This is a genomic window from Pseudomonas sp. 01L34 (assembly GCF_056400265.1).
This window is the reverse complement of sequence record NZ_JBFTSX010000005.1, coordinates 624063-637493: the sequence shown is the minus strand read 5'-3', so window position 1 is coordinate 637493 and position 13431 is coordinate 624063. Positions and strand designations below refer to the sequence as shown.

At 59.8% G+C, this 13431-nt stretch carries 12 protein-coding genes and 1 pseudogene; 7 read left to right on the top strand and 6 right to left on the bottom strand.

Annotated elements, in window-relative coordinates; genetic code table 11:
* Positions 1-15: 15 nt before the first annotated feature.
* Positions 16-1614: pseudogene (locus AC1DQM_RS18610) on the bottom strand (ShlB/FhaC/HecB family hemolysin secretion/activation protein); the annotation flags it as partial.
* Between the two features lie 246 nt (positions 1615-1860).
* On the opposite strand from AC1DQM_RS18610, the gene AC1DQM_RS18605 reads away from it, so the two are divergent.
* On the top strand, positions 1861-2136 hold the full coding sequence (locus AC1DQM_RS18605) for a hypothetical protein (RefSeq protein WP_477746646.1): 276 nt from the start codon (positions 1861-1863) through the stop codon (positions 2134-2136).
* A 68-nt stretch (positions 2137-2204) separates the two neighbouring features.
* Here AC1DQM_RS18605 and AC1DQM_RS18600 read toward each other — a convergent pair whose 3' ends face one another.
* Positions 2205-3551, bottom strand: a complete 1347-nt coding sequence (locus AC1DQM_RS18600) for a DEAD/DEAH box helicase (protein WP_007934066.1) — start codon at positions 3549-3551, stop codon at positions 2205-2207.
* A gap of 193 nt (positions 3552-3744) precedes the next feature.
* On the opposite strand from AC1DQM_RS18600, the gene AC1DQM_RS18595 reads away from it, so the two are divergent.
* On the top strand, positions 3745-5043 hold the full coding sequence (locus tag AC1DQM_RS18595; protein WP_018926727.1) for a mechanosensitive ion channel family protein: 1299 nt from the start codon (positions 3745-3747) through the stop codon (positions 5041-5043).
* 129 nt (positions 5044-5172) lie between these two features.
* Here the strand turns inward: AC1DQM_RS18595 and AC1DQM_RS18590 are convergent, their stop codons facing one another.
* Positions 5173-5817 (bottom strand): hydrolase, encoded by a 645-nt coding sequence (locus AC1DQM_RS18590; RefSeq protein WP_007934054.1) that lies wholly within the window; start codon positions 5815-5817, stop codon positions 5173-5175.
* A 157-nt stretch (positions 5818-5974) separates the two neighbouring features.
* Here AC1DQM_RS18590 and AC1DQM_RS18585 point away from each other — a divergent pair, with 157 nt between their 5' ends.
* Entirely contained in the window at positions 5975-6862 is an 888-nt protein-coding gene (locus tag AC1DQM_RS18585) for a LysR family transcriptional regulator (RefSeq protein WP_064619646.1), read from the top strand.
* 6 nt (positions 6863-6868) lie between these two features.
* Here the strand turns inward: AC1DQM_RS18585 and AC1DQM_RS18580 are convergent, their stop codons facing one another.
* The 3 genes from AC1DQM_RS18580 to AC1DQM_RS18570 form a co-directional block, all read right to left on the bottom strand.
* Positions 6869-7735, bottom strand: coding sequence for a carboxylate/amino acid/amine transporter (locus AC1DQM_RS18580; protein WP_019580786.1), 867 nt, complete (start codon positions 7733-7735; stop codon positions 6869-6871).
* 260 nt (positions 7736-7995) lie between these two features.
* Positions 7996-8595 (bottom strand): FMN-dependent NADH-azoreductase, encoded by a 600-nt coding sequence (locus AC1DQM_RS18575; RefSeq protein ID WP_018926730.1) that lies wholly within the window; start codon positions 8593-8595, stop codon positions 7996-7998.
* Positions 8596-8745: 150 nt separating this feature from the next.
* Positions 8746-9075 (bottom strand): hypothetical protein, encoded by a 330-nt coding sequence (locus AC1DQM_RS18570; RefSeq protein ID WP_007934049.1) that lies wholly within the window; start codon positions 9073-9075, stop codon positions 8746-8748.
* Positions 9076-9124: 49 nt separating this feature from the next.
* Between AC1DQM_RS18570 and AC1DQM_RS18565 the strand changes: the two genes are divergently transcribed.
* From AC1DQM_RS18565 to AC1DQM_RS18550, 4 genes are all read left to right on the top strand, one after another.
* The gene (locus AC1DQM_RS18565; RefSeq protein WP_018926731.1) at positions 9125-10048 is read left to right on the top strand and encodes a PA3225 family LysR-type transcriptional regulator; all 924 of its coding nucleotides are present in this window, start codon (positions 9125-9127) and stop codon (positions 10046-10048) included.
* Positions 10049-10062: 14 nt separating this feature from the next.
* Positions 10063-10866: an alpha/beta fold hydrolase gene (locus AC1DQM_RS18560; RefSeq protein ID WP_064619649.1), complete on the top strand. Its 804-nt coding sequence runs from the start codon at positions 10063-10065 to the stop codon at positions 10864-10866.
* A 3-nt stretch (positions 10867-10869) separates the two neighbouring features.
* Positions 10870-11433 carry a peptidylprolyl isomerase A gene (locus AC1DQM_RS18555; RefSeq protein WP_007934039.1) on the top strand — a complete coding sequence of 188 codons (564 nt, stop codon included), beginning with the start codon at positions 10870-10872 and terminating at the stop codon, positions 11431-11433.
* A gap of 88 nt (positions 11434-11521) precedes the next feature.
* Complete coding sequence (locus tag AC1DQM_RS18550; protein WP_018926733.1) at positions 11522-13354, top strand: ABC transporter ATP-binding protein; 1833 nt, start codon at positions 11522-11524, stop codon at positions 13352-13354.
* The last annotated feature ends 77 nt before the right edge of the window (positions 13355-13431 follow it).

The following is a 13431-nucleotide window of genomic DNA, read 5'->3' as shown; positions in this document are numbered from 1 at the left end:
GAGGGCTGGCTAGCGACGGGCGAACAACTCCACGGAATCGCTGGACATGCGCCCGTGCTGATCGCCGTTATAGCGGTCGCCACGGATCACACCCTGGTCGTAACCGAGGCTGGTGCCGTACTCGGCGAACACCGGGCGCAGCCATTCCAAAGTGATCGGATGGCTCCAGCGCAGTTCGTTGCGCCAGTAGCCGCCGCTGTCACCGGACAACGACTGGTCCTTATAGCCACGGATCGACGACTGCCCGCCRAGGCTGGTGCGCTGCGGGCTGAACAGCACGTCTTCACTGCGCTGGCCGGTCATCAGGCTGCTGAAACTGAAGGACTCGCCCCACAGCTTGAACGGCTGCAGATAACTCGCGGTGGCGGTGTATTTGCGGTAACGCGCGTTCGGCTCGCCGGGGCCCGGATCRCCGTTACCCTGGGCGTCGAACGCGCCGATGCCTTGTTGCATGCCCAGGTCGAGGTTGACGAAGGCACTGCCGACCCGCCGACCGTGGTTGATGCCGAACTGCGCTTCGCTGATGCGGTTGCTGCTCAGCTTGAGCTTGCTGTCTTCGATGAAGTTGTTGGTGCGCAGGTACGASAGRCCGGTGCTGAGGGAGGTCTTGCTCAGGGCGTCGCGATGGATCACCCGCTCGGCGCGCAACTGATGGTTTTCGCTGTCGCCGGTCTGCTTGAAATTGAAACCGTTGGCCTGGGCTTGCGAGCGGTACTCGCTCTGGCTGTAGGTGTAACTGAAGTTCCACCAGCCCCACGGCACGCTGTAATTGAGCAGCGCGTTGTTGGAGGTGTGCAGGTGATCGCTCACCGCATCATGACCGCCGCGCAGCATCAACTGATCGGCCAGGCCCAGCGGGCTGTCCCAGTCAAACGTCGTGCCCCACTGCTGCTCGCCGGTGCTGCGCTGGCCGTCGTTACTGCGCGACAACCCGACACGCCACGGCTTCTGCGGGGTGTTCTTGACCAGCACCTCGCTGCCACCGACGTTCTTGCCCGGCGACAACTCCATCTGCGCCTGATTCGACGGCAAGCGGTTGAGCTGATCCACCATCTGCTCGATTTCCCGCAGATTGACCAGCTCACCGCTCTGGCCGGGGAAAGCCATCCCCAGTTCGCGCTCCGACAGCTGGCTGCCCTCCGCGCCCTTCAACCCTTCGAGCCGGCCCTCGACCACCAGCACCTTCAAATGCCCGCCGGACAAATCCTGCTGCGGCAAGTAGGCACGGCTGGTGACCAGGCCTTTTTCGATGTAGTGATCGGTGATGACTTTCAGCAACTCGTTGAGCTGCGTGACGCCCAGGCACTGACCGATGTAAGGCTTGAGCAGGCGATTTTTCTCGCCGTCCGAAAGACTGTCGGCGCCTTTGAGTTCGATGTCCTTGATGGGGAAACAACGGGCGTCGGCCGGGGCCGTCGCGGGCGCGGGTTKGGCTGCCTTGCCGGGYAATTCCTTGAGCTCCTCGAGACGCCGACGCTGCTCGTCGAGCAAGCGGTCCTGACGTTCGCGGATCAGATCGGTTTCACCGGGGGTGGGGGCAGCGTGAGCAAGATTCAGCGGAGAAAGGCACAGCAAAGCCAGGCACAACCTCGCCACGAGGGCGGGTGGATACATGTTCGATCCCTCGAATGGAGAGTGATAGCACAATAGTGGCGCGATATTAGATGGCCACTATTTTGACGTCAATAAATGGATCCATTCTGGTGGGGAGGCCGACGAACGGTAGGGGTGGCGATAAGCATTAGTAAATCTCCTATGCCAACCCCGCAAACATGCCTGTAGCTCTCGGAAGCTGAACTTTTCACACCCCTCGCCCCTCAACCGGATAACCCGCCTTAACCGGAAACTGAGGCACAACCTATGAAAACTCTGCTAAAAATCACCCTCGCCGCCACCCTCACCTGCTCCCTCCCCGTCTGGGCGTGCCCTCCCGAGGAAGCCACCGCCAAGCGTGAACAACTGGCCAAGGAAGTCGCCAAGATCACTGAGCAGAACCCGGCCAAGGCCAAGGAGATCAATGACGAGTTGCAGAAGATGGACCTGGAGATGGCCAGCAAGGATTTGCCGGACAAGTGCCAGGTGATCGATCAGCGTTTGAAGGAGTTGGAATCGGCGAAGAACAAAGCCGGGGGTTAGATGGCAAGATCTTTTGACGTAAAAAAACCCGGACACTGTCCGGGTTTTTATTGGATCGCTACGACGCTTTATTCAGCCGCCGGCGCTTCCGGCTTGCGACGTTTCAAAGGCGCCATGCCGTCCTTGCTGACCAGCGACAGGGCGTCGGTCTTCGGGCGGTTGGCGATCTTGCGCTTGGTCGGGGCCTTGGCGCCGGTTTTCTTCTTGTCGCCCTTGGCGTCGACCTTTTTCTTCTTCACACCAACGGCTTTGCCCGAGGCCTTGACCTTTTTCGGTCCGCCGTAGGTGCCTTTGACTTCCTTGATGGTGCGGCGCTCGAAGCTCTGCTTGAGGTAGCGCTCGATGCTCGACATCAGGTTCCAGTCGCCGTGGCAGATCAGCGAGATGGCCAGGCCATCGTTGCCGGCGCGGCCGGTGCGACCGATGCGGTGAACGTATTCGTCGCCGCTGCGCGGCATGTCGAAGTTGATCACCAGGTCCAGGCCTTCCACGTCCAGACCGCGGGCGGCGACGTCGGTGGCGACGAGGATTTTCACCCCGCCCTGCTTCAGGCGGTCGATGGCCAGTTTGCGGTCTTTCTGGTCTTTCTCGCCGTGCAGGACGAACGCTTTGTATTCCTGTGCCACCAGGCGGCCGTAGATACGGTCGGCCATGGCCCGGGTGTTGGTGAACACGATGGCCTTCTGATAGGTCTCGTTGGCCAGCAGCCAGTTCACGATCTGTTCTTTGTGCTGGTTGTGGTCAGCGGTAATGATTTGCTGACGCGTGGTGTCGTTCAGCTGGCTGACCGCGTTGAGCTGCAAGTGCTCAGGGTTGTTCAGGACCTTGGCGATCATCTCGCGCAGGCCCGAACCGCCGGTGGTGGCGGAGAACAGCATGGTCTGCTGGCGGTTGGTGCACTCATCCACCAGACGCTGCACATCTTCGGCAAAACCCATGTCGAGCATGCGGTCGGCTTCGTCGAGCACCAGCACTTCGACTTCCTTGAGGTCGAGGTTGCCGGCGTTCAGTTGCTCGATCATCCGGCCCGGTGTACCGATCAGGATGTCCGGCACCTTGCGCAGCATGGCGGCCTGGACCTTGAAGTCTTCACCGCCGGTAATCAAACCGGACTTGATGAAAGTGAACTGCGCGAAGCGCTCGACTTCCTTGATGGTTTGCTGGGCCAGCTCGCGGGTCGGCAGCAGGATCAGGGTCTTGATGCTGACGCGGACTTTGGCCGGGCCGATCAAGCGGTTGAGGATCGGCAAAACGAAGGCTGCGGTTTTGCCGCTGCCGGTTTGCGCTGTCACCCGCAGATCACGCCCTTGGAGCGCCAGCGGAATAGCCGCTGCTTGCACAGGCGTTGGCTCGACAAATTTAAGCTCGGCCACGGCTTTGAGCAGACGTTCGTGCAGGGCGAATTGGGAAAACACGGGTGCTACCTCGAAGAAATACAAAAAAACAGCTGCATAGGGTAACGGTTTCGAGCGCTAAGGCCGAGTTTCTTTATACAAACGGCTGCAAACAGTGGCTTTTTTGTTGCCTGATTTGTCTCAAAACGTCATCCGCAACCTCTTAAATGCTCTAATCGCCCCGTCGCGCCCTACAGAAGAAGCGTTTTCACTCATGGATATCAAACAGCTCTGGCTCAACGCCCAAGACCTCTGGGGTGCCCTTGATCAGCACCCGCTCCTGCATTCCACACTCGCGCTGATGTTGCTGCTGGTGGTGGCGCTGGTGCTCGGACGAGTGGCGCGTTACCTCATTCTTCATGCGACCAAAATGCTCGGCCGCCAGCCGGCGTTGCACTGGGTCAACGATTTTCGCCACAACAAAGTGTTTCATCGCCTGGCGCAAATGACGCCATCGCTGGTCATCCAGTTCGGCCTGCACCTGGTGCCGGAGTTGGGCAAGACCAGCATGAACTTCCTCGGCAACGTGGCGCTGGCGTTCACCATCCTGTTCCTGGTGCTGTCCATCAGCGCGTTGCTCAATGCCCTGCTGGACATCTATGCCCGCACCGAACACGCCCGCACCCGCTCGATCAAAGGCTATGTGCAACTGGCGAAAATGGTGTTGTTCGTGTTTGGCGCGATCATCATCGTCGCCACGTTGATCGACCGTTCGCCACTGTTGCTGCTGTCGGGTCTGGGCGCCATGTCGGCGGTGATTCTGTTGGTCTACAAGGACACCCTGTTGTCATTCGTCGCCAGCGTGCAACTGACCAGCAACGACATGCTGCGGGTCGGCGACTGGATCGAGATGCCGCAAGTCGGTGCCGACGGTGACGTGGTGGACATCACTTTGCACACGGTCAAGGTGCAGAATTTCGACAAGACGATTGTGTCGATCCCGACCTGGCGCCTGATGTCCGAGTCGTTCAAGAACTGGCGCGGCATGCAGCAGTCCGGCGGGCGCCGGATCAAGCGCAGCCTGTTCATCGACGCCAGCGGCGTACGCTTCATTCGCGATGATGAAGAGCAGAAACTGTCCCAGGTGCATTTGCTGACCGACTACATGAGCCGCAAGACAGCCGAGCTCAAGGCCTGGAACGAAGCCCAGGGCAACGTCGCGGCGATGGCGGCCAACCGTCGGCGGATGACCAACATCGGCACCTTCCGCGCCTATGCGCTGGCGTATCTGAAAAGTCACCCGGAGGTTCAGCAGAACATGACCTGCATGGTGCGGCAGATGCAGACGACGGCGCAGGGGATTCCGCTGGAAATCTATTGTTTCACCCGCACCACGGCGTGGGCGGATTACGAGCGGATTCAGGGGGATATTTTCGATTATCTGCTGGCGGTACTGCCGGAGTTCGGATTGAGTCTTTATCAGCAGCCGAGTGGCGGGGATTTAAGGGCCGGATTGCTTCCGGCCATGTTAGGCGCGAGCCACATTCCGGAGCCGGAAAAACACATCATGTAAACACCGCCCCTATAGGAGCGAGCGGTGCGGCGATCCGACTTGCCCGCGAAGGCGGAGTGTCAGTCAACATAGTTATCGACTGATACTCCGCCTTCGCGGGCAAGCCATGCGCCTACAAGGGTAACGGTGTTATTTGACCTGACGCTGCGGCGCCTTGTGCACCATGGTGTAGGCGTAATCCACGCCCATGCCATACGCGCCGCTGTGCTCCAGCACCAGTTCCATCACCGCCTCGTAAGTGTCTTTGTGTGCCCAGTCACGCTGGTATTCCAGCAGCACTTGTTGCCAGGTGACCGGCACCGCGCCTGCCTGAATCATCCGCTGCACCGACATGTCGTGAGCTTCTTTGGTGGTGCCGCCAGACGCGTCGGTCACGATGTACACCTCGTAGCCTTCAGCCAGGGCTTCCAGCGCCGGGAAGGTCAGGCAGACTTCAGTCCAGAGCGCGGCAATGATCAGCTTCTTGCGGCCGGTGGCTTTCACCGCGTCAACCAGCGCCTTGTCTTCCCAGGAGTTCATCGAGGTGCGCTCGATCGGCTTCTGCTCTGGGTGAACAGCCAGCAACTCCGGCCAGATGAAGCCGCTGAAGCTTTCGGTTTCAACTGAGGTGTAGATCGTCGGCACGTTGAAAATCTTCGCGGCCTTCGCCAGACCCACGGTGTTGTTCTTCAGGGTCTGACGGTCGATCGACTGCACGCCGAACGCCATTTGCGGCTGGTGGTCGATCAGGATCAGGGCGGAGTTGGTTGGGTTGAGCAATTCACGGTTAGACATGGCGCGTTCCTTTTGATGTCGATTTGTTTAATGAGTATTGGGTGAGTCACTTGCCTCAAGCTGTTTGCTTGCTGGCTTGGAAGTAACTTTACGGGCTAGATAAAAAAGGGACAATTCCCTAAAATCGAGAATAATTGATTCTAAAAAAGGGACAATCGTGGATCGGATCGAATGCATGCGCGCCTTTGTCGTGACGGTTGGCGAGAACGGCTTCGCAGCTGCCGCTCGCGCGATGGACGTGCCGCGATCAAAGGTGAGTAAACAGATTCAGGCGTTGGAGGAAGCAATCGGCGTGCAATTGCTGCAGCGCACTACGCGCAGCCTGCACTTGACCGAGGCTGGCGCCGAGTATTTCGAGGCGGCGCGGGAGGTGTTGTCCGCGCTGGACGAGGCCGAGCAGCGCGCTCGAGACGGCATCGGCGAGCTACGTGGGGTGTTGCGGGTGAATGCGCCGATGTCGTTCGGCCTGCATCGCCTTGGACGGTTGATTCCGCTGTTCCATGAGCAGCATCCGAACATCGAGCTTCAACTGGTGCTCAGCGATCAACAGGTCGATCCAGTGCGTGGCGGCTTCGATGTGACGATTCGCATCGCCAGCATGCCAGACTCGACCATGATCGCCCGGCAACTGGCACCGGCACCGCGGATCATGGTGGCCTCCCCCGCCTATCTGGCGCGTGCAGGCATACCGCGGACCCCGCAAGACTTGCGCGCGCATCAATGCCTGAATTACGGGTATCTGCAAAGCGGCGTGAGCCTGCAGTTGTGCAATGGCAAGGAGACGCAACGGGTCAACGTTTCCGGCCCGTTGCACGCCAACAACGGCGACTTGCTCGCTCAGGCCGCCGAAGCCGGGATGGGCATCGCCCTGTTGCCTGATTTCATTGTGGAAGGCGCGTTGGCGGCAGGCCGCCTGGTGCCGGTGCTGTGCGAGTGGCAGGCACCAGCGATTACCATCAACGCGGTTTACCCTTCCTCGCGTCGCGTACCACAAAAGACCCGGGCGTTTATTGAGTTTCTGGTGGCGCAGTTGGCGCCGAATTAACCCGGTTTAGTGTGCAATGACGGGTTGGCGTACACCCAACCGGCTGATCCACACCGCCGCCAGAATGACCGATCCACCCAACAACAACCGCCCCAACTCTTCATGCTGATTCCAGATCAGCAAATTGATCAGCAACCCCACCGGCACATGCAGATTATTCATCACCGCCAGCGTCCCGCCATTCACCAGGCACGCGCCCTTGTTCCACCAGTACAAGCCCAGCGCGGTCGAGACCAGACCGAGGAACAGCAGCACGCCCCATTGCAGCGGCGCTTCGGGCAGGAAGTTCTGTTTGCCGAACAGCAGAAATGCCGGCAATGCCACCGCCAATGCGCCCAGATAGAAGTAGCCGAAACGCCGATAATGCGGCAGATCGCTCGGATGGCGGGCCACCAGATGTTTATAGAGCACCTGCCCGGCGGCATAGGTGAAGTTGGCCAGTTGCAGCAACAAAAAGCCCATGAAGAAGTCCGGATTGATCCGGTCGTAGCGAATCACTGCCGCACCCGCCACGGCCACCAATGCCGCGATCAAGGCCCACGGATTGAAGCGCCGGTTCAGTGCGTCTTCGATCAGAGTCACGTGCAGCGGCGTGAGGATGGTGAACAGCAGCACTTCCGGCACCGTCAGCACGCGGAAGCTCAAATACAAACAGACATAGGTCACACCGAACTGCAGCGCGCCGATCAACAACATCCCGCGCATGAATGCCGGCTCGACCGAACGCCAGCGTGTCAGCGGAATGAACACCAGCCCCGCCAGCAGCACTCGCACCAGCACCGCGAAGTAGCTGTCGACATGACCGGCCAGGTACTCGCCGATCAAACTGAAGGAAAACGCCTGGATCAGCGTGACAAAAAGTAGATAGCCCATGCTCGCCTCGTTTTGAATGGCGGCGACGATAGCGGTTTTTGCCCGTTATCGCGAACGCTCAGCCAACAACAAGCCCGGTCCCACAGAATCATCAGCGCCCACTAAATCCCAGGCAAAAAAAAGCCCGATCTCGCTAAAGCGTTCAATCGGGCTAGAGCACTCAGGAGCAATAAGTGCAAAGGGAGGTTCGATGCGCGTGCAGGCTTGAAGGGTCGCGCCAGGTCACTAGACCATCCAGCGATTATCTGGCGATTAACGACTCAGGCGACCTGGGCCAGTTTGGCGTTGGCCTGGTTCAGGCCTTTCTCCTGGAAGTCGCCGCCCAGGTTCATGCCTTCGGCGTGAATGAACGTGACGTCGTGGATGCCGATGAAGCCCATGACCTGACGCAGGTAGGGTTCCTGGTGATCCGCGGTGCTGCCGGCGTAGATCCCGCCGCGAGCGGTCAGCACGTAGGCACGCTTGCCGCTGAGCAAGCCTTGCGGGCCGGTCTCGGTGTATTTGAAAGTCACGCCGGCACGCAGCACGTGGTCAAGCCAGGCTTTCAGGGTGCTCGGAATCGCGAAGTTGTACATGGGCGCTGCCATCACCAGCACGTCGGCGGCCAGCAGTTCGTCGGTCAATTGGTTGGAGCGTTCCAGCGAGGCCTGTTCGATCTCGTTGCGTTGATCGACAGGTTTCATCCAGCCGCCCAGCAGGTTGATGTCCAGGTGCGGCACCGGGTTGACGGCCAGGTCACGGACGGTGATCTGGTCGGCCGGGTGTGCGGCTTTCCACTGGCTGATGAAGGTCTGGGTCAGCTGGCGGGAAACCGAGTCTTGCTGACGGGCGCTGCTTTCGATGATCAGAACGCGGGACATGGGATGTAGCCTCCATCTGAGAATGCTGTAGGTCGATGGAGTGAAGGTTAAACAGAGTCATATCGATGAAAAAGCGCAAATAACTGCTATAAAGCATCGATAAATTCGTTTATAAGCGAAGCATGCCCAGGCGACATGCTCCGCTTGAGGTCATTTCGGGGTGCAAGTCAGGTCGATACGAAGCTTGATGATGGTGCGGGTGAACTTGGCCGTGGCGTTTTTGTGTTTGCCGGCGGGTACGTCGATCTTGCGGGTGCGTGGCGCTTCCGGGCCGTTATTGAAAACCACTTTGCAAGTGACGTCGGTGTCGCCGTAATTGTTGACCTGAATGGAACCGATGTCAGCGTCCGTGTCGTAGGCGTTGTAGTCGACCTTCAAACCGTTGAGCTGTTTATTGACATCGATCGGATAGGCAAACGCAGTCAGAGGCAACATCGCCAACACCGCACACCCCGCCATCACACAACAGATTTTTTTCATTCGGCAGTCTCCAATAAGAACTGCCAGCTTAGGACAAGAGGAGCTCAACATGAAAGCGCCCCGCGTGACCCTTGATCAATGGCGAACGTTGCAGGCCGTGGTCGATCACGGCGGTTTCGCCCAGGCCGCCGAAGTGCTGCACCGTTCGCAATCGTCGGTCAGCTATACCGTAGCGCGCATGCAGGACCAACTCGGCGTACCGCTGTTGCGCATCGATGGCCGCAAAGCGGTGCTCACCGAGGCCGGCGGCGTGCTGCTGCGCCGCTCCCGGCAACTGGTGAAACAGGCCAGCCAACTTGAAGACCTGGCCCACCACATGGAACAAGGCTGGGAAGCGGAGGTAAGGCTGGTGGTCGACGCCGCGTACCCGAGCGCCCGCCTCGTCCGCGCCTTGACCGCGTTCATGCCGCAAAGTCGCGGTTGCCGGGTGCGGCTGCGTGAAGAAGTGTTATCGGGGGTGGAAGAAGTATTGCTCGAAGGCGTGGCTGATCTGGCCATTACCAGTTTCAGTATTCCCGGCTACCTGGGCGCGGAGCTGAGCGATGTCGAATTCATCGCGGTCGCCCACCCCGAACATGCCCTGCATCGTCTGAATCGCGAGCTGAGCTTCCAGGACCTGGAAAGCCAGATGCAAGTGGTGATCCGCGACTCCGGCCGTCAGCAACCGCGAGATGTCGGCTGGCTCGGTGCCGAACAGCGCTGGACCGTTGGCAGCCTGGCCACTGCCGCGACCTTCGTCAGCAGCGGTCTGGGCTTCGCCTGGCTACCCCGGCACATGATCGAGCGCGAACTCAAGGAAGGCACGCTCAAAGTGCTACCGTTGGATCAGGGCGGAAGCCGCAACCCGAGTTTCTATCTGTATTCGAACAAGGACAAACCCTTGGGCCCGGCCACGCAGATTCTCATCGAACTGCTGCGCACCTTTGACACCGCGCCGCTGGATGCGCCCTTCGCCGCGCCCGAACAAGCCTGACACGGAGTGTACCCATGGCCTATTTCGAACATGAAGGTTGCAACCTGCACTATGAGGAATATGGCCACGGCACTCCGTTGCTGCTGGTTCACGGGTTGGGCTCCAGCACCCAGGACTGGGAAATGCAGATCCCGGCGCTCGCCGCCCACCATCGGGTGATCGTGCCGGATGTGCGCGGCCACGGGCGCTCCGACAAACCCCGCGAGCGCTACAGCATCGCCGGGTTCAGCGCCGACCTGATCGCGCTGATCGAACACTTGAACCTTGGCCCTGCACATCTTGTGGGGCTTTCGATGGGTGGCATGATCGCTTTTCAACTGGCGGTGGACCAGCCGCAACTGCTCAAGAGCCTGTGCATCGTCAACAGCGCGCCCGAGGTCAAACGGCGCAGCCGCAACGATTATTGGCAGTGGTTCAAACGCTGGAGCCTGATGCGCGTGCTGAGCATGGGCACCATCGGCAAGGCCCTGGGCGCCAAACTGTTTCCCAAGCCGGAACAAGCTTCGTTACGACAAAAAATAGCGGCGCGCTGGGCAAAAAACGACAAACATGCTTATCTCGCCAGCTTCGATGCCATCGTTGGCTGGGGGGTTCAGGAACGACTTTCCAGGGTTTCGTGTCCAACCCTCGTCGTCAGCGCCGACCGTGACTACACCCCGGTCGCGCTGAAAGAAACCTATGTAAAACTGCTGCCCGATGCGCGGCTGGTGGTGATCGCCGATTCGCGCCACGCCACCCCGCTGGATCAACCCGAACGCTTCAACCAAACGCTGCTCGAGTTTCTCACCGCAGTCGACACCACCACTCAGGATCACTGACCCATGCTGAAAAAAATCGCCCTCGTCGCCGGCTCCGTTCTGTTTGCCGCCAACCTGATGGCCGCCACGCCGGCCAAGGCACCGCACGTGCTGCTGGAGACCACCAACGGCCAGATCGAAATCGAACTGGACCCGGTCAAGGCGCCGATCAGTACCAAGAACTTCCTTGAGTACGTCGACAGTGGCTTCTACAACAACACGATCTTCCACCGTGTGATCCCGGGCTTCATGGCTCAGGGCGGTGGTTTCACTGCACAGATGCAACAGAAGGAAACCAAGGCACCGATCAAAAACGAAGCCAGCAACGGCCTGCATAACGTGCGTGGCACACTGTCGATGGCGCGTACTTCGAACCCGGATTCGGCCACCAGCCAGTTCTTCATCAACGTGGCCGACAACGCCTTCCTCGATCCGGGTCGCGACGCCGGTTACGCCGTCTTCGCCAAAGTGGTCAAGGGCATGGACGTGGTGGACATCATCGTCAACTCTCAGACCACCACCAAACAAGGCATGCAGAACGTGCCTGTCGACCCGGTGCTGATCAAGTCGGCCAAGCGCATCGACTGAGTACACCGGCAGTCTTGAGCGGTGGCCGGTCGATATCCGGCGCCGCTCATATCGTTTAAAGGAGAGCCCGTACACGGGCGGAGAACCGATGCTTTATCGCCGTTTCGAAAAACTGATCGACATTTTCCGCGACGCCCCGACGGCGGCTCCACCGAGTCGGGTTCTCTCCTTCTATACCTACTACCTCAAGCAGGTCTGGCCAATCTTCGCCGTTTTGTTGGTCGTCGGCCTGTTCGGCGCGTTGATCGAAGTGGCGCTGTTCAGCTACCTGAGTCGCATCATCGACCTGACCCAGAGCACATCCAACGTTGACTTCTTCAAGGTCCACGGCGTGGAATTGGCCTGGATGGCAGCGGTGGCGCTGATTCTGCGCCCCTTGTTCCTCGCCCTGCATGACATGCTGGTGCACCAGACCTTGAGTCCCGGCATGACCAGCCTGATCCGCTGGCAGAACCACAGTTACGTGCTCAAACAGAGCCTGAATTTCTTCCAGAACGACTTCGCCGGGCGCATCGCCCAACGCATCATGCAAACCGGCAACTCCCTGCGCGACTCTGCCGTGCAAGCGGTGGATGCGCTGTGGCACGTGCTGATCTATGCGATCAGCTCGCTGGTGCTGTTCGCCGAAGCCGACTGGCGACTGATGATCCCGCTGCTGATCTGGATCGCCGCCTACATCGGCGCGCTCTACTACTTCGTGCCGCGGGTGAAAGAGCGTTCGGTGGTGTCCTCCGATGCGCGCTCCAAACTCATGGGGCGGATCGTCGACGGCTACACCAACATCACTACCCTCAAGCTGTTCGCCCACACCAACTTCGAACAGCAGTACGCCCGCGAAGCCATTGCGGAACAGACCGAAAAAGCCCAACTGGCCGGCCGTGTGGTCACCAGCATGGACGTGGTCATCACCAGCATGAACGGCCTCTTGATCGTCGGCACCACCGGGCTGGCCCTGTGGCTGTGGACGCAGTCACTGATCAGCGTGGGCGCGATTGCCTTGGCCACCGGGCTGGTGATCCGCATCGTCAACATGTCCGGCTGGATCATGTGGGTGGTCAACGGCATTTTCGAAAACATCGGCATGGTCCAGGACGGTTTGCAGACCATCGCCCAACCGGTCAGCGTCACCGACCGCGAACAGGCAAAACCCTTGGCAGTGGCCCGTGGCGAGGTGCGTTTCGAACACGTCGATTTCCACTACGGCAAGAAGAGCGGGATCATCGGCGGCCTCAACCTGACCATTAAGCCCGGCGAAAAAATCGGCCTGATCGGCCCCTCCGGCGCCGGCAAATCGACGTTGGTCAACCTGCTGCTGCGCCTGTATGACGTGCAGGGCGGGCGGATCCTCATCGACGGCCAGAACATCGCCGAAGTCGGGCAAGAAAGCCTGCGCGAACGCATCGGCATGATCACCCAGGACACCTCACTGCTGCACCGCTCGATCCGCGACAATTTGCTGTATGGCAAACCCGACGCCACCGACGCCGAACTCTGGGAAGCGGTGCGCAAGGCCCGTGCCGACGAGTTCATCCCGCTGCTGTCGGACTCCGAAGGCCGCACCGGTTTCGATGCCCATGTCGGTGAGCGCGGGGTGAAACTCTCCGGTGGCCAGCGTCAGCGGATTGCCATCGCCCGGGTGCTGCTCAAGGACGCGCCGATCCTGATCATGGACGAAGCGACCTCGGCACTGGACTCGGAAGTCGAAGCAGCAATCCAGGAAAGCCTCGAAACCCTGATGCAGGGCAAAACCGTGATCGCCATCGCTCACCGTCTCTCGACCATTGCCCGGATGGACCGGTTGGTGGTGCTGGAAAACGGCAAGATCGCCGAAACCGGCAGCCACGCCGAACTGCTGGCCCATGGCGGTTTGTATGCACGGTTATGGCAACACCAGACCGGCGGGTTTGTCGGGATCGATTGAGCCACGATCTTGGCGCCATCAGCCATACAGAAGAACACCAGAAACCGCCAGAGCCCGCTAACCACGGGCTCTGGCGG